This window comes from Methylobacterium ajmalii, assembly GCF_016613415.1.
In the GTDB taxonomy this organism is placed as follows: Bacteria; Pseudomonadota; Alphaproteobacteria; order Rhizobiales; family Beijerinckiaceae; genus Methylobacterium; species Methylobacterium ajmalii.
The window spans coordinates 1-18,159 of the sequence record NZ_JACWCT010000151.1; the positions used below are offsets into that span (position 1 = coordinate 1).

Here is an 18,159-nt window from a genome sequence, read left to right on the forward strand (position 1 = left end):
GCGCCGGGGCCGCCGGGCGGGCGGGGCTCGCCGCGAGGGCCCGGCGGACGGGGCGGGGGGCCGCCGACCTCCGAGAGGCTGTCCGGGCTCGCGCCGAGCGCGCGGACCTCGACCACCGCCCCGAGCGGGCTCTTCGTCACCGCGCCGCGCAGGCTGACCGGCTGGCCGGCCTGCAGGACGCTCGAGAGGCGCGCCGCCTCGTGCGGCGGCAGCCGCAGGGTGGTGCCGTCGTCGAGGATCGCACCGTTCACCTCGCCCCGGCGCCCGTGCAGCAGGGCCGCGATTCGCCCGCTCACGACCGTCTCGGCGGCGGCCGGCTCCGGGCCCCCAAGGGTGACGAGGGTCGCGCCGGTGGCCTCGTTGCGGATCTGGGCGCCGTCGACCAGGGGCAGCGCTCGGGCGCGCATGCCGCGCACCGACACCGCGTCGCCCGGCCGGACCGTGAACACCACGGCGCCCGACAGGCGCGGCGGCAGCTTCACCTCGGTGCCGTCGGCGAGGATCAGCCCGTCGACCTCGCCTCGGGGGGTGAGCGTGTACTGCTTCACCGTCCCCTTCGTCTCCGGCAGGGTGCCGGGATCCCAGACCGAGTTGTCCTGCGCCGCGGCCGGACCGGCGGCGAGGAGCAGGGCCGCGAGGCCGGCCGCCCGGAGGCGGAGCGCGGGTGCGCCTGTCGTCATGGCTGTCGCTCGTTCGCGCCGGCGGACGGCCGGCTCGACCGCAACATCCCAACTTCCGTGCCAGATACCAAGTCGTTGAAAGTAATCAGGAATATTAATGCCGACCCCGGTCTAGGCGTCGGGATTCCCGACACCCGACGTCGTGTTTCCCGACGCCGCGTCGTCCCGTCCGAGGCCGTGGCGCTCGATCTTGGCGTAGAGGAGCTGGCGCTGGATCCCGAGGGCCTTCGCGGCCCGGGCGCGGTTGCCGCCGCTCGCCCGCAGGGCCCGGCGGATCATCGCCTCCTCCAGCCGCGCCACGGCGCCCGGCAGGTCGTCGCCGAGCCAGGCCGGCAGGGCCGATCCGGCCTCCTCCGGCCCCGGCCCCGAGAGGCCGAGATCGCCCGCGCCGATCGACGGACCCCGCGCCAGAACGGCTGCGCGCTCGATCACGTTGCGCAACTCGCGCACGTTGCCGGGCCAGGGGTGGCGCATGAGCAGGGCTGCGGCCTCGGGCGACAGACGCGTCGTCCCGGCGCCGGCGAGGGCGAGGAAGTGCTCGGCGAGCGGCAGGATATCGGCCAGGCGTTCGCGGAGGGGCGGCAGGACGATCGGCACGACGTTGAGGCGGTAGAACAGGTCCTGGCGAAAGCCGCCCTCGGCGACGAGGCGCGGCAGGTCGCGATGGGTCGCCGCCACCACCCGCACGGCCACCGGGACGGGCCGGCCGCCGACCGGCGTGACCACCCGCTCCTGGAGCGCCCGCAGGATCTTGGCCTGCATGGCAGGGGGCATGTCGCCGATCTCGTCGAGGAACAGCGTGCCGCCCGACGCCTCCCGGAACGCGCCGGCGCGGTCCTGGGTCGCCCCCGTGAAGGCGCCGCGCAGGTGCCCGAACAGCTCGCTCTCCAGGAGGTCGGCGGGTATCGCCGCGCAGTTGACCGGCACGAACGGGCCGGTGCTCCGGCGGCCATGGGCGTGCAGCGCCCGCGCGGCGACCTCCTTGCCGGTGCCGGTCTCGCCCTGCAGCAGCACGGTGGTGTCGCTGTCGGCGGCGAGGCCGACCGCCTTCTGCACCCGCCGCATCGCCTCGCTGGTGCCGATCAGGCCCGGCGCCGCCGCCGGGGCGGGCGGCTCGATCGGACGCGCCGGGCGGGCCAGCATGCCGCCGAGGAGGTCGGCCAGCTCGGCCCGGCCGACCGGCTTCGTCAGGTGGTCGTAGGCGCCGAGCCGCATCGCCTCGATGGTGTTCTCGGCGCTGGCATAGGCGGTCAGCACCGCGACCGGGGGCGCGACGGCCTGCGCCCGCAGGCGCTGGAGCACCGCCATCCCGTCGAGCGCGCCCGGCATCCGCAGGTCGAGGAGCACCGCGGCGATGGCCGGATCGTCCGCGACCCGCGCCAGCGCCTCGGCCCCCGAAGCAGCGAGGATCGGGACATGGCCGAGATCGCTCACCGTCTCGGCCAGCCCTTCGCGCAGGGCCGGCTCGTCGTCGACGATCAGGATGCGGGCGGGGCGGCTGTCCGTCACGGGGCGGTCTCGGGCGGATCCGTGTCTGGCGGATCGATTGCGGGCTGATCGACGAGGGGCAGGTCGATCTCGAAGGTCGCGCCGGGATCCGGCGCGTCGGGGGACGGGCTTGCGGGAGGTGGGGCGGCGAGGTGCACCCGTCCACCATGGGCGCGGGCGATCTCGCGCACGATCGCCAGGCCGAGGCCGGTCCCGTCCGGCCGGCCGGTGACGAAGGGATCGAACAGCCGCTCGCGCAGGGCCGCCGCGACGCCCGGTCCCCGGTCGGCGACGCGGATGCGCACCCGGCCGTTCCCGAGATGGGCCGACAGCCGCACCGTGCCGTCCGCCGGGCTGTGCTGGAGGGCGTTGAGGACGAGGTTGTCGAGGGCGCGCCGAACTTGCGCCTCGTCGAGGCGGACGCGCCGCTCCGGCACCTCCGCGACCACGATCCGCACGCCCCGCTCGCGGGCGAGGTCGTCGTGGAGGTGCGCGCTCTCCTCCAGCACCGCCGCGAGGTCGACGGGCGCGAGGACCGGCGTGCGCGGCTGGGTCAGGCTGAGGAGGTCGCGGGTCAGCCGGTCGAGCCGGGCGACCTGCGCCAGCACGAGGTCGAGGGCGGCCCGGGGCCGGGCCGGGTCGGGGCTCGCCAGCGCGTTCTCGGCCTTGAGCCGGATCGCCGCCAGGGGATTGCGGATCTCGTGGGCGATGCCGGCGGTGAGCTGTCCCAGCGCGGCGAGGCGCTCGGCCTCCGCGGCGCGCTGGCGGGCCGTGCCGAGGCGCAGGCCCGCGGCGTTCAGCGCCTCGACCAGCCGGTCGAGCTCGCGCAGGCCCGTCGGCGCCAGGCGGGGCAGGTCGCCCTCCGGGGTCTCGCGCCCGAGCTGGCCCTCGAGCCGGGCGATCCGCCGCCCCAGCACCCAGAGCAACCGCCCGAGGATCAGCGCCGAGCCCAGCACCGTCGCGGCGAGGAAGCCGAACCCGGCGAGGAGCTGGCCGTAGGCCCGGCCCTCGTCGGTATGGACCCGCGTCATCGTCCAGGCCGTCGCCCCGTGGATCGGGCCGCGCAGGGGGCAGCCCTGCAACACCAGGGTCTGGGTGCGGGAGATCCGCCGCGTCGCCACCGGCCGTTCGCCGCCCAGGGTCTCGGCGTTGATGCGCCGGATCGTGTCGATCTCGGCCAAGGGCAGGTCGGTCTTCGGCCCGGTGCCCTCGTAGGTCGGGAAGGCGTAGGCGGCCGAGCCGGCCGCCGCGGTCCAGATCCCGCCCTCCACCCCCGGATGGCCGGCGAGCGCCGTCACCACCACGTCGGTGAGCTGCCCCTTCAGGGTGTCGTCGATCTCGGTGGCCCCGCCGCTCCATCCGGCGGTGAAGAACGCGAACCGGTCGCCGATCTCGCGGCAGGAGCGCGCCACCTCGACCTCGGCCTGCGCCACCTGCACGGCGGCCGACTGGGCGTAGAACTCGGTCAGCAGATAGCCGGTGGCGCCTGCCGAGGCGAGGAGCAGGGCCCAGAGGGTGAGGAGGTGGGTGCGGAGGGACGAGAACACTTTCATTTGCTTGACTGGCGCCGCAAACTAGCAATTTTATAGACTATATTTTAATGCGTAAGTTTTTTGTGGTGCGGCCATTCGCCTATTGGCAAGCGATGGCATTTGAGCATTTGCCGTTAGTCGCTAGAGTCAAGGATCCGCACTTGGGGCACATATCTCGGTATGGCTCAGCTAAGCCCCTCCTTCGTTGATCGTCAAGAAACCGCTCCAGTTGGCGCCGAGCGCATTCTTCCGGAATATTGAAATAATCGGCAATATCATAGACGTTATTTAGGCCAAAAAGCATATTTGTAGGTGCCAAAAACTCGTCTGCAAACAGATTTGCTTGCGGCTCTACTCGCTCTTCCTCTGATAGGGCGCGCACAACAGAGTAAGGCGCTGCGGAATAAGCCAGGGCATCGTTTTTGTGCATAAGAATATGGCCTACCTCATGGGCCATAATAAACCTAGCATTCGGAAAATTGCTTTTTGCTTGAAGCCAAATGACATTTCTGACGTAAAGAGTTATCTTATTGTCATTTGTGAAATTAACAAATGCATCTGCATTTTTCTCAATATTTTCGCTGATTATGATGTCAAGGGGCGGGTTCAATCGTAATCTAAGAAAACCATACAAATAATCTGCCAAATTTATATTTATATCATTGACTAATTTGGCTGATTCTCTAGCCTTTGCTGCTATAGACGCGATAGTGTCGCGACTACGAAATTTAGCTTTGCTGTCGCTAAACACGTTAAGGCTCCGGTGCGTGAATCAGAGCGGGCGCAGCTGGATTTAATCAGCTGCGCCCGACCTAACTTTTTATTCTGTCATCATGAGCAGCCAGTGGTGCTCCCGCAGGTGTCGCACTTCAAGCATGTTCCGTTGCGGACTAGCGTGAAGTTGGCACATTCGGGGCAGGCTTCACCTACATATCCCTTCATTCGTGCTTCTGCGCGCTTGGAGATAATCATGGCTTTGTTGTCAACTTCCGGAGCCGAGAAGCCCAGCTTGACGCCATCCGCAGCCGCGGACGGCTCGGTCTTGAGCGCCACCGCACCCCGCACCGCGTGGACGGTGCCGCCGGCCGGGGCCGACTGGCCGGTGACCGGCGCGGCGACGCCCGGGGTGGCGCCGGCGGGACCGCCATGGATCAGGGTCAGCCGGTCGCCCGACCCCCGCAGCAGGCCGCGGGAGACGTTAGTGGCCACCGTCGCGTCGGACGCGCTGGGCTTGGCCGGAGCGACGCCCGTCGCCGTGTTGCCGAGCTCCGAGAGGTCGACATGGGCGAGGTCGTTGCGGCCGAGATACGAGATCGCCAGCTCGCGGAAGACGTAGTCGAGCACCGAGGTGGCGTTCTTGATCGCGTCGTTGCCCTGGACGAAGCCGGCCGGCTCGAAGCGGGTGAAGGTGAAGGCGTCGACGTACTCCTCCAGCGGCACGCCGTATTGCAGGCCGAGCGAGACCGAGATGGCGAAGTTGTTGATGAAGGCCCGGAGCGCCGAGCCCTCCTTGTTCATGTCGAGGAAGATCTCGCCCAGGCGCCCGTCGTCGTACTCGCCGGTGCGCAGGAAGATGGTGTGGCCGCCGATCTTGGCCTTCTGGGTGTAGCCCTTGCGGCGGCTCGGCAGCTTCTCCTGGGAGCGCAGGCGCTCGACGCGCTCGACGATCCGCTCGACGATCTTCTCGGTCACCGCGACGGTCTTGGCGACCGCCGGCTGCGCCAGCAGGGCCTCGACCGCATCCTCCTCGTCGTCCGACTCGTCGCTGACGAGGGCGGAGTTGAGGGGCTGCGACAGCTTCGAGCCGTCGCGGTAGAGGGCGTTGGCCTTCAGCGCCAGGGTCCAGGACAGCCGGTAGGCGTTCTTGCAATCCTCGACCGTGGCGTCGTTCGGCATGTTGATGGTCTTGGAGATCGCCCCCGAGATGAAGGGCTGCGCCGCCGCCATCATGCGGATGTGACTCTCGACCGAGAGGTAGCGCTTGCCGATCCGGCCGCACGGATTGGCGCAGTCGAAGACCGCGTAATGCTCCACCTTCAGGTGCGGCGCGCCCTCGAGCGTCATCGCCCCGCAGACATGGACGTTGGCGGCCTCGATGTCCTTGCGGCCGAAGCCGAGGAACGCGAGCAGGTCGAAGGACGGGTCGGCGAGCTTGTCGGCCGGCACGCCGAGGGTCTGGGTCAGGAAGTCCTCGCCCAGGGTCCAGCGGTTGAACACGAACTTGATGTCGAAGGCCGACTTCAGGCCCGATTCCACCGCCGCGATCTTCTCGTCGGTGAAGCCCTTGGCGCGCAAGCTACCCGGGTTGATCGCCGGGGCCTGGCCGAGCGAGCCGTGGCCGACGGCATAGGCCTCGATCTCGGCGATCTCGGCCTCGCGGTAGCCGAGGCTACGCAGCGCATCCGGCACCGCCCGGTTGATGATCTTGAAGTAGCCGCCGCCGGCCAGCTTCTTGAACTTCACCAGCGCGAAGTCGGGCTCGATGCCGGTCGTGTCGCAATCCATCACGAGACCGATCGTGCCGGTCGGCGCGATCACCGTGGATTGGGCGTTGCGGTAGCCGTGCTCCTCGCCGAGCTGCAGCGCCCGGTCCCAGGCCGCCTTCGCGCGCTCCACCAGCTCGCCCTGCGGGCAGCCGGCGTGATCGAGCGGGACGGGGTTGGTGTTGAGGAACTCGTAGCCCTCGGTTTCGCCGTGGGCGGCCCGGCGATGGTTGCGGATCACCCGCAGCATCGCGTCGGCGTTCTCCTCGTAGGCCGGGAACGGCCCGAGCTCGCGCGCCATCTCGGCCGAGGTGGCGTAGGACACGCCGGTCATGATGGCGGTGAGCGCACCGGCGATCGCCCGGCCCTCACGGGAATCGTAGGACAGGCCCATGGTCATCAGGAGGCCGCCGATATTGGCGTAGCCGAGGCCGAGCGTCCGGTACTTGTAGGAGAGGTCGGCGATCTCGCGGCTCGGGAACTGCGCCATCAGCACCGAGATCTCGAGGACCACGGTCCAGAGCCGGCACAGGTGCTCGTAGCCCTCGACGTCGAAGCTCTTGGCGCCCCGGTCGTAGAGCGCCAGCAGGTTCGCCGAGGCGAGGTTGCAGGCGGTGTCGTCGAGGAACATGTACTCGGAGCACGGGTTCGAGGCCCGGATCCGCCCGCCCGACGGGCAGGTGTGCCAGTCGTTCATCGTGGTGTTGAAGTGCAGGCCCGGATCGGCCGAGGCCCAGGCGGCCTCCGCGATCTTGTCCCACAGCTCGGTCGCCTTCACGGTCTTCGCCACCTTGCCGGTGGTGCGGTGGGTCAGCGACCAGTCGGCGTCGGCATCGACCGCGCGCAGGAAGTCGTCGGTCAGCGAGACCGAGTTGTTCGAGTTCTGGCCGGCGACCGTGAGGTAGGCCTCGGAATCCCAGTCCGTGTCGTAGATCGGGAACGAGATGTCGGTGTAGCCCTGGCGGGCGTACTGGATCACCCGCTTGATCGCGGCATCCGGCACCATCACCTTGCGGGCGGCCTTGACCTCGCGCTTGAGCGCCGGGTTGCGGTCGGGATCGAAGCAGGCGTCGCCCGCGGCCTCGCAGTTGACGCAGGCCTTCATCACCGCCTTGAGGTGCTTGGACACCACCTTGGAGCCGGTGACGAGCGCTGCGACCTTCTGCTCCTCCTTGACCTTCCAGTCGATGAAGGCCTCGACGTCCGGGTGGTCGATGTCGACGATCACCATCTTGGCGGCGCGCCGCGTGGTGCCGCCGGACTTGATCGCGCCCGCCGCCCGGTCGCCGATCTTGAGGAAGCTCATCAGGCCCGACGACTTGCCGCCGCCGCCGAGCTTCTCGTTCTCGCCGCGCAGGCGCGAGAAGTTCGAACCGGTGCCCGAGCCGTACTTGAACAGGCGGGCCTCGCGCACCCACAGGTCCATGATGCCGCCGTCGTTGACGAGGTCGTCGGCGACGGACTGGATGAAGCAGGCGTGGGGCTGCGGGTGCTCGTAGGCCGAGGCCGACTGGGTCAGCTCACCGGTCTTGTAGTCGACGTAGAAGTGACCCTGCGCCGGGCCGTCGATGCCGTAGGCCCAGTGCAGGCCGGTGTTGAACCATTGCGGCGAGTTCGGCGCCACCATCTGGCGGGCGAGCATTGCGCGCAGCTCGTCGTGGAACGCGCTCGCGTCCTCCTCGCTGGTGAAGTAGCCGCCCTTCCAGCCCCAGTAGGTCCAGCAGCCGGCCAGGCGATCGAAGACCTGCGTCGCCGAGGTCTCGGAGCCGGTCCGCTCGCCCTCGGGCAGGGCGGCGAGGGCCGCCTCGTCGGGCACCGAGCGCCACAGGAACGAGGGAACGCCGTTCTCCTCGACCTTCTTCAGGGCCGCCGGCACGCCGGCCTTGCGGAAGTACTTCTGGGCCAGCACGTCGCAGGCGACCTGGCTCCAGGCCTCCGGCACGTCGATCCCGTCGAGGCGGAAGACCACCGAGCCGTCCGGGTTGCGGATCTCGCTCACCGCCTTGCGGAACGGGATGCTGGCGTAGGGCGACTGCCCCGCGGTGGTGATGCGACGCTCGAACCGCATGGGATACTCTCCGGTCACGAACAGCCGGGGACCGCCCGCACGCGTGCGGGGTCCGCCGGTTACAAGGGAAGGGCGGGGCGCGAAAGATTCGGCGGACGAGCCTCGGCGCCTTTCGGGGAGCCGCCCGTCCTGTCGTCTGGAAACTACCGATCTCGGTGGCTTCCCGTCAATAACTTGTGTCAGCGGACTCCGTTCCTCGCTATATGTTGTGTCGACGGGCGGATTCCTGTGGATAGCGCCGTGCCCCCGGCTAAGCGCGCTTCCGGCTTGGGAGAATCGCTCCGCGTCCCCCGCCGCCCACAGGCCCGGCCGGCTCGGCGCCCCGACTTGTGCACAGGGGGTGCGGCTTCGGGGCCACGTTTCGGGGGTGCCCGGGCTCGCGGCCGCGCCCGCAAACGGAATCGTGTTGCGGCGCGGGACGCGCTGGACATCCGGGGGGCATCTCACCATAGTCCCGCGCGACGACGGGGGGCCGGACCTCCCATTCCCGGGGGCTCCCCGCGAGAGAGACGGTCGCGATGGCGCTGAAAGATACCCTGCTTCGGATCTTTACCTGGTGGAGCGGCTCGACCGTCAGCCTGGAGTTCTACACCAAGCGCCGCGGCAGCTTCGTGGGCGAGGACGAGCTCGGCAACCGCTACTACCGGGCGCAGGGGCCCCTGATCGACGCCTCGGTCGGCTCCGAGCGCCGCTGGGTGATCTACAACGGCTACGCCGACGCCTCGAAGGTGCCGCCCGGCTGGCGCGGCTGGCTCTGCCACGCCACCGACGTGCCGCCCTCCGAGGAGACCTACGTTCCGCGCGAGTGGCAGAAGCCGCACGAGGAGAATCTCACCGGCACGGTCGCGGCCTACCGCCCGCGGGGCTCGCAGCTCTCCTACGGCCAGCGGCCGGCGGCGACCGGCGACTACGTGCCGTGGGTCCCGGGCGAGTAGACCGCCCTTTTTCCACCATCCTCCTTGTGTCTATCGCGGGCGGGCCGACCGAGCCCGCGCGCCCGGTCATCCTGGGTGCCGGAGGCCGCGCCAGGGGCCGCCGAACTTCCGGGGCCGCCGAACTTCCAGCCGGGAGCGATTGGGTTTTGAGCCGCATGACCGCACGCCGCGCCGCGAGCGCCTTCCCGCTCCTCCGCGGTGTCGTTCTGGGTGCTGCCGTCCTGGGCGGCGCGCTGTCCTCCGGGCCGGCCCGGGCCGACAAGATCCGCAACCCGACCGCGGTGTTCGCCGGCCTCGACAAGATCACCGGCCGCACCGTCTCCTTCGAGGTGGCGGTGGACGAGACGGTGCAGTTCGGCGCGCTGCAGCTCACCCCGCGGGTCTGCTACACCCGGCCCCCGACCGAGAGCGCCAAGACCACCGCCTTCCTGGAGGTCGACGAGGTCACGCTCGAGAACAAGTACCGCCGCATCTTCACCGGCTGGATGTTCGCCTCGAGCCCGGGCCTGCACGCGATCGAGCACCCGATCTACGACGTGTGGCTGGTCGACTGCAAAGGCGGCACCGACCTCATCGCCGAGCCGAAGGAGCAGGAGGACGCGCCGGTGGCCGCCGCCAAGCCCGAGGGCCGCAAGCGCCGCGAGCAGGCCCGCGGCGACGAGGCGCCCCGCGCCCGCCAGGTCAACCGCCAGGGCCAGGTCGACGTCGAGCCGCTGCGCGGCACGCCGGTCCAGCCGCGCCAGACGCCGTCGCGACGCTTCTTCCCGACCAACGACGGCCCGCGGCCGGGCGGTGGCGACCCGATGGATCCGAACCCGCGCTGAGGATCGGCCGATTCGAGCCGGGCAGCCGCTCTGACGTTCGCGATCGCGGCCGATGGTAGAAACACGCTCGCCGTCAGTCCGGGGCCGCGAAGCGGAGCCCGGGATCAAGATACGCGGCAGCGAGGTAGCCAATCTGTACGCTGGCGGTAGTGTCCTCGGCACTCTGCGGTTCCGGGCTCTGCCTTCGCGGTACTCCAATGATCAAAGGAATGTCAGCCCTGTCCCGCTGAACGAGGCAGGCTGCGACATCTCGACTCCTACGGCCCGAGCAGATCCACGATCGCCGGCAGCAGCGGCAGGTCGGCCGGGGGCATCGGGTAGCTCGCGAGGTCGCGCGGCCGCACCCATTTGAGCGCCTGCCCCTCCCGCGGCTGGGCAAACCCCTCCCAGCGCCGGCAGACGTAGAGCGGCATCAGCAGGTGGAAGCTCTCGTAGGCGTGGCTGGCGAAGGTGAGGGGGGCAAGGCACGCCTCCTTCACGGTGATGCCGAGCTCTTCCGCCAGCTCCCGGATCAGCGTTTCCTCCGGCCGCTCGCCGGGCTCGATCTTGCCACCGGGAAACTCCCACAGCCCCGCCAGGGTCTTGCCCGGCGGGCGCTGGGCCAGCAGCACGCGCCCGTCCGGATCGACGAGGGCGACCGCCACGACGAGAAGGAGCTTCAAGGGATCGGCCATGGCGGGCTCGCGCGAGGAGGGACGTCGGAGGGATCGCACGCCGTCAGGGCGCGACCGCGTAGGTGGCCTCGACGCTCGCCTCTACCGTCAGGGTTCCGGGCTCGACCGGCACCGCGAGGCCGCCCGGCATGCCCTTGGCCGCGAAGGCGCGGGCCTGCATCGGCATCGCCCCAGCCTGGCGGGGCGGCGAGACCAGAGACTCGAGGCGGCCGAGGCGCAGGCCCGCCGCCTCGGCCAGGGTCTCGGCCTGGCGCTTGGCGTCCCGCACCGCGTCGGCCCGGACCGTGTTCTCGGCCTGGCCGGGATCCGATAGGCCGAAGGAGACACCGCCGATCCGGTCGGCGCCGCCGTCGATGAGGCGCCGCATCAGGGCGCCGAGGCGCTTGAGGTCGCGCACCCGGACGCTGACCGCGTTGGTGGCCTGGAAGCCGTCGGGCGCGTCCCGCATCTGGCCGCCGGGGTCGCGCACCGTCTTGGTGGCGGGGCGCAGGGAGACCGTCGCGGTGGCGAGGTCCGGCCCGGTGATGCCGAACTCGCCGGCGAGTTCCACCACCTTGCGGGCGGCGGCCGAGTTCTGGTCGAGGGCGGCAGCGGGCGTCGCCCCCCGGCTCTCGACCGCGACCTCGACGGTGGCGAAGTCCGGCGCGACCTCGCGGCTCGCCCGCCCGACGACACCGATCCGGGCCGGCGGCTCGTCGGCGAGGGCGGGTCCGGCGAGGAGGAGCGCGAGGAGCCCGGCGGCCGCCCTCACGAGCGGTAATCCCCGTTGATCTCGACGTAGGCCTTGGTGAGATCGCAGGTCCAGACCCGGGCCTTGCCGGCACCGAGGCCGAGATCGACCCGGATCGTCACCGCGTCGCCGCGCATCGCCGCGGAGGCCGCCTCCTCGTCGTAGCCGGGATCGCGGGCCCCCTCGACGGCCACGCGCACGTCGCCGAACCAGATCGCCAGGCGGTCGCGGTCGGCGGGCTCGCCGGCCTTGCCGACCGCCATCACCACACGGCCCCAGTTGGCGTCCTCGCCCGCCACCGCGGTCTTCACCAGCGGCGAGTTGGCGATCGACATCGCGATCCGGTGGGCGGAGGCGTCGTCCGCAGCGCCGCCGACCTCGACGGTGACGAACTTGCGCGCGCCCTCGCCGTCGCGGGCCACCAGCTGGGCAAGCTCGGCGAGGAGGTCGTCGAGCGCTGCGGCGAACTCGCCCAGCGCCGGGTCCTCGGCCGAGGCGACCGGGGCGTTGCCGGCCTTGGCGGTCGCGAACAGCATCAGGGTGTCGGAGGTCGAGGTGTCGCCGTCGACCGTGCAGCAGTTGAAGCTCGTGGCGACGCCCTTCGCCAGGAGGGCCTGCAGCACCGGGGCGGGCAGGTCGGCGTCGGTGAACACGAAGGACAGCATCGTCGCCATGTCGGGGGCGATCATGCCGGCGCCCTTGGCGATGCCGTTGATCGTCACCGCGGTCCCCCCGATCGACACCGTGCGGGTGGCGAGCTTCGGGAAGGTGTCGGTGGTCATGATCGCGCTGGCCGCCTCGGTCCAGCGCTCGGCGCCCGGCCCGGTGCGGCCGGCGCACTCGGCCAGCACGCCGTCGAACTTGGTGGCGTCGAGGGGTTCGCCGATCACGCCGGTCGAGGCGATAAACACCTCGCCGGGGGCGCAGCCCGCGGCCTTGCCGGCGATCTCGGCGGTGAGCCGCACGGATTCGCGGCCCTTGAGGCCCGTGAAGGCGTTGGCGTTGCCGGAATTGACCACCAGCGCCCGGGCCGACTGGCCGCCGCCCAGGGTCTCGCGGCACCAGTCGACCGCGGCCGAGGGGCATTTCGAACGGGTGAAGACGCCGGCGGCCCGGGTGCCCGGATCGAGCAGCACCAGCAGCACGTCGGTGCGGCCGCGGTAGCGGATGCCGGCCTGCGCGGTAGCCAGGCGCACGCCGGCGATCGGCGGCAGCTCGGGCTGATGCTTGGGCGCGAGCGGCGAGACGGGATGGGACATGCGAGGCTCCGGTCCGCCGACGCCGCGTCGTCCGCGCCGGCGCGGCGGTGTTGCCCCGCCGAGGTGCCCTGCGTCAACCGGGCCCGGCCCTGATGCGAGAATACGGTTGTAGGCAAGGTTGTGCAGGCCGGAGTTGCGTTGCCGGCTCATCCTCGCGGCTCCGCCGGCTCCCCCTCGCGCGTCGAGGCGAAACGCCGCCGACGCATGGAAAAACGAACCTTACGTCCGCCCGGAGTTTCCTTATCTAGAGTTGCAGCATATCATCTAGAGGATGGGGCCGGGATGCGCCGAGGCGCGTCGCCACCCGATGCCCGGAGGTTTCCGTTTGGCCCACCCGCAAGTCCTCCGCGACATGGCGCTCTTCGTCGAGGTCGCGAAGCGGAAGAGCTTCAGCCAGGCCGCCGCCGCGCTCGACGTGCCGATCTCCTCCCTCTCGCGGCGCATCACCCAGTTCGAAACCGCGATCGGCCTGCGCCTGCTCGACCGGACCACCCGCAAGCTCGTCCTGACGCCGCACGGCGAGGCCTATTACGCGCAGGCGATCCGCCTGGTGGAAGAGGCGCAGCGCACCTTCGACGAGCTGATCGCGCAGGCCAAGGGCCCGAGCGGCCTGCTCAAGATCGCCGCGCCGCCCGACCCCTGGGTGATGCACCACCTCTCGACGGTCGCGGCGGAGTACTCGCAGCGCTTCGCCCAGGTGCGGGTGCATCTCGACCTCTGGCCCCACCTCGTCGACCTCGCCCAGGAGGGTTACGACCTGGTGCTCGCCGTCGGGGTGCCGCGGGAGACCTCGCTGATCACCCGCAAGGTGGCGGAACTCGAGAACGGCCTGTTCGCCGCCCCGGCCTACCTCGACCGGGCGGGGCGGCCGGACGATCCCTCCGACCTCGCGCGCCACCAGGCGGTGGTGGTGGGGGCGCCGGCGGCCTCGAACGCCTGGCCGCTCCAGTCCGGCGACCGGACGGCGTCGGTCTCCGTCGGTGCCACCGTGTCCAGCAACAGCCAGACGATGGCCCGGCGCTTCGCCGCCTCGGGACGCGGCATCGCCCTCCTGCGGGTGATCGACGTCGAGCAGGACGTGGCGGAGGAGCGCCTCGAGCGGGTGCTGCCGGACTGGTGCGGCGCGCCGAGCCCGGTCTGCATCGTCACCACCTCCCGGCTCCTGCCGGCCAAGACGCGCAGCTTCATCGCCTTCGCGTCGCGCCACTTCGCCGAGCAGCTGGCGCCCCGCGGCATCACACTGGACGACGCCGAGCTCGCCGCCCTCTACGATCTGCAGGAGGCGTGACGCGGGCCGTACGCCCGTGCTTTAGCACGCCGTGCGGACGGCCCGCGGCGGGGTAGCAGGCGTGCAAGACCTTTCGACCCTCGCGTATGTCGGCGGCACGCTGGTGGCGGCGGCGCCCGCCGGATGTGTGGCGGCCGATCTGCCGCCGGATCGCCGCGCCCTGCCGCCGGACGAGGCCGCCCGCATCGCCCGCTTCCTGCGGCCCCAGGACCGGCACGAGCGCAAGGCGGCCCACGGGCTCCTGCGCCATCTGCTCGGCGGGCATCTCGGCCGTGATCCCGAAACGATCGTTCTGGCGCGAGACGGCAACGGCCGGCCCTTCCTGCCCGATCGTCCCGCCCTCGACCTGAACCTCAGCCACGGCGGCGGCTGGGTCGCGGTCGGGCTGTCCGCCGCGGGCCGGATCGGCGTCGACGTCGAGGGATCCGTCCGGCCGGTGGACTGGGACGGGATCGCACCTGTCTTCCTGCACCCGGCGGAACTCGACGCCTATCGCGGCTTGCCGGCGGGCGCGCGGGCGCGCCACGCGCTCGAGCTCTGGTCGGTGAAGGAGGCGTTCCTGAAGGCGACCGGCGAAGGTCTGATCGCAGAACCGCGCTCGGTCCGTCCCATCGCCGACGGGTCGGCCTGGCGCCTCGCCCGGGCCGGACTGTCGTTGCGGGCCGACTCGCGGCTCCTGTCCGACGGGGCACGGCTCGCCTGGGCGGTGGAGGGGGAACGGGAGGTCGCGGTCGTCGTGGCGGTATAGCGGGGCCGCCAACAGAACCCGTAGCGACCCGCACGGAAAACGAAAACATCCTCCCCCGTCCTGCCGGGCCAGCGGCGCGACAGGACGAGGGAGGATGTCGGTGCGATCGGTCAGACCGATCGACGCTCAGACGTAGGCGCTCATCCCGGCATTCGACTGCGGGAACCGCTCGGCCAGGGCCCGGCGCAGCTTCTCGAGGGCGCGGTTCTCGATCTGGCGAACGCGCTCCTTGGAGATGCCGAGGCGGTGGCCGAGGGCTTCCAGGGTCGCCTGGTCCTCGGCGAGGCGCCGCTCGTGCAGGATGCGCAGCTCGCGCTCCGACAGGACGGTCAGGGCCTGGCGTAGCCAGGTCAGGCGGCGCTCGCCGTCGACGGCGTCGGAGACGGTCTCGTCGGGGAGGGGGGCGTTGTCGACCAGGAAGTCGACACGCTCGGCCGAGGCGTCGCCATCGTCGCCGATCGGGGCGTTGAGGGACATGTCGGGGCCCGACAGGCGGGCATCCATCAGCGCCACGTCCTCGCGGGAAACGCCGATGGCGGTGGCGATGCGGCGGTGGATCTCGTCGCCGACGCGCTCGTCGGTCGACTGCATCAGCCTAGCACGCAGGCGCCGGAGGTTGAAAAACAGGGCCTTCTGGGCCGAGGAAGTGCCGCCGCGGACGATCGACCAGTTGCGCAGGATGTAGTCCTGGATCGACGCGCGGATCCACCACGTCGCGTAGGTCGAGAACCGCACCTCCCGCTCCGGCTCGAACCGGGCCGCCGCCTCCATCAGGCCGACATGACCTTCCTGGACGAGGTCGGCCATCGGCAGGCCGTAATGGCGGAACCGGCCTGCCAGGGCGATGACGAGACGCATGTGAGCGGAGATCAGCCGGTGCAACGCCTGCTCGTCGCGATCGTCCTTCCACCGGACGGCGAGGCCGCGCTCCTCTTCCCGCTCCAGGAAGGGGGCGTCCATCGCGACCCGCACGAACTGCCGACGTATGCCTGCGATTTCCGCCATCCCCGCCTCCGCCACGTTGGTGAGCGCTGTGTGTCGCGATGACGTCGAGACGCGGCATGGAGCGCGCCCGTTGCACCGCAAGGCCTGCGACAACGGCACGAGCCGGTCATCGGTTCCCGCATTGCGAAAAAATCCCGCGAGGGCGCGATTCCGTCGTGGGCGTGGGGATCGGGCAGGCTTGGGGAGACGAAGCGGTCGGGCGGGTGGAAGCGGGCGGTCTGCGGGTCTTCGAGGCAGGGATGTCCGCACGAGAGCGGCCGGGAGGCGTACCGGATCCCCGAAAACGAGAAAGCCCGGCGCTGGGCCGGGCTTTCGTTCATCCGTTATGGGGGAGGGCGGCCTCAGGCGGCCTCGGCCTCGTCCTGGACGTCCTCGCCGTCGGCCTCGGCCTCGGCCTCGGCGCCCTTGGCGCGGCGGGGCGACTTGGCGAGGCTCTGCTCGATGAGCTTGAGCGACTCGGTGTCGGTGATGCGGTTCACCGCCGCGATCTCGCGCACCACCCGGTCGAGGGCCGCCTCGTAGAGCTGACGCTCGGAGTAGGACTGCTCGGGCTGGGCGTCGGAGCGGAACAGGTCGCGCACCACCTCGGTGACGGCGATCAGGTCGCCGGAATTGATCTTCGCCTCGTATTCCTGGGCCCGGCGCGACCACATCGTGCGCTTCACCCGGGCGCGGCCGGTGAGCACGTCGAGCGCCTTCTTGACCAGCTCGGGCTCGGCGAGCTTGCGCATGCCGACCGAGTTCGCCTTGGCGGTCGGGACCCGCAGGACCATCTTGTCCTTCTCGAACGACACCACGAACAGCTCGAGCTTGTAGCCGGCGATCTCCTGCTCCTCGATGGCCGTGATGCGGCCGACGCCGTGAGCCGGATACACGACCGCTTCGCCGGTCTTGAAACCCTGCCGGGCAGCTGTCGTCTTCTTGGCGGTCGTCATGCGGGGGTGGCCTCCAGGTCACCGTTCGCGGCAATGTCCGCGACCGGATCGTTCATCCGGGTCAGGGCGCCCGGCGAAAAATACGCGCCTGCCGGACGTCCCCGAAGAGATGCCCGTCAGTCCCTGTTAAACCATAGCTAAGGAACGTCCGAACGCGCCGCAGGCAGGATAGGATCCACCACGGCTGGTCGCATGCCCCGTCGCCCCATCGATGAAATCCCGCTCGGTGGTCGAGGGCAGCACGTCGGACGCAAGCGACGGCAAGCAGGAAGCTAGCACGAAGAGGCCCTAAAATCAAAAAAATTCAGGCGCCCGGCGTGGAGACGCGGGCACCTTGCACCATCTTTCACCAGCTTGGCGGGGCGATCGCAGGGCCGCCATGCGGGCAGGGAAGAGGTCGTCTTCCCCGGCCGTCGGCCCCCGTCGGCAGGCCTCAGTCGCCCGAGCCCGGATTGGTCGAGAAATGCGCCTCGAACTTGCCGGTCTTGCCGTCCCACTCCTTGGCGTCGGCCGGGGCGGGCTTCTTCTGGGTGATGTTCGGCCAGCCCTTGGCCATGTCGGCGTTCAGCTTCAGCCAGCTCTCCAGGCCCGGCTCGGTGTCGGGCTTGATCGCCTCGGCCGGGCACTCGGGCTCGCACACGCCGCAATCGATGCACTCGTCCGGGTGGATGACGAGCATGTTCTCGCCCTCGTAGAAGCAGTCGACCGGACACACCTCCACGCAGTCCATGTACTTGCACTTGATGCAGTTGTCGGTGACGACGTAGGTCATGGGCCGCTGAAACCTCGACGCAGGTGAGGGCGCTCGTGCGCGGCGCCCGGACGTATGGGGCGGGCCTTAGACCCGGGCGGGCGGGCTTGCAAGCCGAACCGTGGCGTTGGACGTCGCGTTGCCGCCCGGCGTCGCCTTCGCGTCACGCTTTCGCGGCCTCAGCCGGCCGCGTCGCCGGGAGCACCGTCCGCCGGATCGGCCGAGGGATCCGCGGCGAGATCGGCGTAGAGCAGCCGGGCCTCGGGAGCCGGACCCCGGCGCATCCCGAGATCGCGCACCCGCACCGCCGCCGTGACGTGCTGGGCCGCGACGGTGACCACGTCGCCGACCGCCAGCGCCTTCGCGGGGGCGTCGGCCCGATGGCCGTTCACCCTCACGTAGCCGTCCTCGACCAGGCGCGCGGCGAGGGAGCGGGTCTTGGCGAAGCGTGCGAACCACAGCCACTTGTCGAGCCGCTGACGGTCCTCACGCATCGCCGGTCACCGCGCTCCGGTCATCGCTTGTCGCCGTCCCGCGACTCCATCTGGGCCTTGAGGGCCAGGAGCTTGGCGAAGGGCGAATCCGGGTCCGGGGCGCGGTCGCGCCGCGGCGGCCGGGCCTCGTGCATGCCGCCGCCGCGGGGGGCGCCGTCGCGGCGGTCCTGCGGAGGACGACCGCCCTCGCGACCGCCCGGATGCGGCCCGCGCGGGGGACGCCCGTCGCGGTTGCCGCGGTTCTCGCCGCCGCGGCCCTCGAAGC

The 18,159-nt window shown here is 70.6% G+C and carries 17 protein-coding genes; 4 read left to right on the forward strand and 13 right to left on the reverse strand.

All coding sequences use genetic code 11. The features are described 5' to 3' along the window. From HPY23_RS26920 to HPY23_RS26940, 5 genes are all read right to left on the reverse strand, one after another. Positions 1-680, reverse strand: a 680-nt coding sequence (locus HPY23_RS26920; RefSeq protein ID WP_200649701.1) for a hypothetical protein, incomplete at its 3' end; no start/stop codon positions are given. Between the two features lie 111 nt (positions 681-791). After that, the gene (locus tag HPY23_RS26925) at positions 792-2,189 is read right to left on the reverse strand and encodes a sigma-54-dependent transcriptional regulator (protein ID WP_091887526.1); all 1,398 of its coding nucleotides are present in this window, start codon (positions 2,187-2,189) and stop codon (positions 792-794) included. After that, positions 2,186-3,715, reverse strand: a complete 1,530-nt coding sequence (locus HPY23_RS26930) for a sensor histidine kinase (protein ID WP_413231131.1) — start codon at positions 3,713-3,715, stop codon at positions 2,186-2,188. The genes HPY23_RS26925 and HPY23_RS26930 overlap by 4 nt, the downstream gene beginning before the upstream one ends. An 85-nt stretch (positions 3,716-3,800) precedes the next feature. Further along, complete coding sequence (locus HPY23_RS26935; RefSeq protein WP_091887522.1) at positions 3,801-4,451, reverse strand: ImmA/IrrE family metallo-endopeptidase; 651 nt, start codon at positions 4,449-4,451, stop codon at positions 3,801-3,803. 80 nt (positions 4,452-4,531) lie between these two features. Continuing rightward, positions 4,532-8,251: a vitamin B12-dependent ribonucleotide reductase gene (locus HPY23_RS26940; RefSeq protein ID WP_091887520.1), complete on the reverse strand. Its 3,720-nt coding sequence runs from the start codon at positions 8,249-8,251 to the stop codon at positions 4,532-4,534. Positions 8,252-8,769: 518 nt separating this feature from the next. On the opposite strand from HPY23_RS26940, the gene HPY23_RS26945 reads away from it, so the two are divergent. Further along, positions 8,770-9,186: an NADH:ubiquinone oxidoreductase subunit NDUFA12 gene (locus tag HPY23_RS26945; protein WP_082742672.1), complete on the forward strand. Its 417-nt coding sequence runs from the start codon at positions 8,770-8,772 to the stop codon at positions 9,184-9,186. A 155-nt stretch (positions 9,187-9,341) separates the two neighbouring features. Further along, positions 9,342-10,010, forward strand: a complete 669-nt coding sequence (locus tag HPY23_RS26950) for a DUF2155 domain-containing protein (protein ID WP_175539982.1) — start codon at positions 9,342-9,344, stop codon at positions 10,008-10,010. A 257-nt stretch (positions 10,011-10,267) separates the two neighbouring features. Here HPY23_RS26950 and HPY23_RS26955 read toward each other — a convergent pair whose 3' ends face one another. From HPY23_RS26955 to argJ, 3 genes are read right to left on the reverse strand one after another with little or no spacing between them, the layout of a single operon-like run. Further along, positions 10,268-10,684, reverse strand: coding sequence for a (deoxy)nucleoside triphosphate pyrophosphohydrolase (locus HPY23_RS26955; RefSeq protein WP_091754020.1), 417 nt, complete (start codon positions 10,682-10,684; stop codon positions 10,268-10,270). 43 nt (positions 10,685-10,727) lie between these two features. Then, a complete protein-coding gene (locus tag HPY23_RS26960; protein WP_244537597.1) occupies positions 10,728-11,435 on the reverse strand; it encodes an SIMPL domain-containing protein in 708 nt (235 codons plus the stop codon). After that, positions 11,432-12,673, reverse strand: a complete 1,242-nt coding sequence (argJ, locus tag HPY23_RS26965; protein WP_091887516.1) for a bifunctional glutamate N-acetyltransferase/amino-acid acetyltransferase ArgJ — start codon at positions 12,671-12,673, stop codon at positions 11,432-11,434. Before argJ ends, HPY23_RS26960 begins: the two co-directional genes overlap by 4 nt. Before the next feature lie 325 nt (positions 12,674-12,998). Between argJ and HPY23_RS26970 the strand changes: the two genes are divergently transcribed. Continuing rightward, positions 12,999-13,961: a LysR family transcriptional regulator gene (locus HPY23_RS26970; protein WP_091887514.1), complete on the forward strand. Its 963-nt coding sequence runs from the start codon at positions 12,999-13,001 to the stop codon at positions 13,959-13,961. 61 nt (positions 13,962-14,022) lie between these two features. Next, positions 14,023-14,709, forward strand: coding sequence for a 4'-phosphopantetheinyl transferase family protein (locus HPY23_RS26975; RefSeq protein ID WP_244537596.1), 687 nt, complete (start codon positions 14,023-14,025; stop codon positions 14,707-14,709). Positions 14,710-14,835: 126 nt separating this feature from the next. On the opposite strand, the gene HPY23_RS26980 is transcribed toward HPY23_RS26975, so the two are convergent. The 5 genes from HPY23_RS26980 to HPY23_RS27000 form a co-directional block, all read right to left on the reverse strand. After that, positions 14,836-15,714 carry an RNA polymerase factor sigma-32 gene (locus tag HPY23_RS26980; RefSeq protein ID WP_060848845.1) on the reverse strand — a complete coding sequence of 293 codons (879 nt, stop codon included), beginning with the start codon at positions 15,712-15,714 and terminating at the stop codon, positions 14,836-14,838. Between the two features lie 341 nt (positions 15,715-16,055). Next, the gene (locus HPY23_RS26985; RefSeq protein ID WP_091887510.1) at positions 16,056-16,649 is read right to left on the reverse strand and encodes a CarD family transcriptional regulator; all 594 of its coding nucleotides are present in this window, start codon (positions 16,647-16,649) and stop codon (positions 16,056-16,058) included. A 433-nt stretch (positions 16,650-17,082) separates the two neighbouring features. Then, the gene (gene fdxA, locus HPY23_RS26990; RefSeq protein WP_060848843.1) at positions 17,083-17,421 is read right to left on the reverse strand and encodes a ferredoxin FdxA; all 339 of its coding nucleotides are present in this window, start codon (positions 17,419-17,421) and stop codon (positions 17,083-17,085) included. Between the two features lie 158 nt (positions 17,422-17,579). Further along, positions 17,580-17,894 (reverse strand): RNA-binding S4 domain-containing protein, encoded by a 315-nt coding sequence (locus HPY23_RS26995; protein ID WP_060848842.1) that lies wholly within the window; start codon positions 17,892-17,894, stop codon positions 17,580-17,582. Positions 17,895-17,914: 20 nt separating this feature from the next. Continuing rightward, positions 17,915-18,159 (reverse strand): hypothetical protein (locus tag HPY23_RS27000; RefSeq protein ID WP_200649702.1); only part of this gene is annotated, 245 nt, incomplete at its 5' end.